This is a genomic window from Bacillus sp. P4_D3 (genome assembly GCF_056401855.1).
Map to the genome: position 1 here is coordinate 1 of NZ_JBFUIN010001154.1, position 745 is coordinate 745.

The window sequence follows — 745 nt, forward strand, 5'->3', positions numbered from 1 at the left end:
CATCAAAATATTTCAAGAAAGTCGCCGGACCTATACTATCTATAATTAAATCTACTTTTTCTCCATGTAAGCACTCTTCCCAAATACCAGAACTATTAAATGAAAAATCTGCGCCATAGTTTTCTGCAGTCTTTCTTTTACTCTCTATCCTTGAAGTAACACTTACCTTTGCTCCAATTGCTTTAGCAAATAACATAGCATAAGTAGCTACACCACCACCAATTCCCGGAATTAGAACATGTTCTTCAGATTTCAATCTACCTTTTGTAAAAAGCGCTCTATATGCAGTTAATGCCGATAAAGATAAAACACCAGATTCTTCCCATGTAAGATATGGTGGCTTTTTTACTATATTTTCAGCTGGTACAATAACATATTCGGTAAACGTACCATTTGCTGGTCCACCTAATACTTCAGGTAACTCTGGTATTTCATGAATATTATTCCACCCAATACTAGGATTTATAATAACCTCTGTATGTAGTGTGATATTTGAAACACCGTCTCCTAATTCAGTAACAATACCTGCACCATCTGAACCTAAAATTAAAGGTAATTCGATTTCTTTTCTATTATTCATTATAAATAAATCACGATGATTTAAACCTGCTGCTTTTAATTTCACTTTAACCTCTCCAATGTTAGGAGTTATCTCAGGTGATAATTTATATTCTAAACCGTCTAATCCTTTTTTATGTTGATGTACAATAGCGTTCATTAATAATCCCCCTTTATATTATTAATG

The 745-nt window shown here is 33.0% G+C and carries 1 protein-coding gene; it reads right to left on the reverse strand.

Annotation, left to right across the window (positions count from 1 at the left end):
* A partial coding sequence (locus tag AC1DTM_RS29940; RefSeq protein ID WP_477001641.1) for an MDR/zinc-dependent alcohol dehydrogenase-like family protein occupies positions 1-718 on the reverse strand: 718 nt, incomplete at its 3' end.
* Between the last annotated feature and the right edge of the window lie 27 nt (positions 719-745).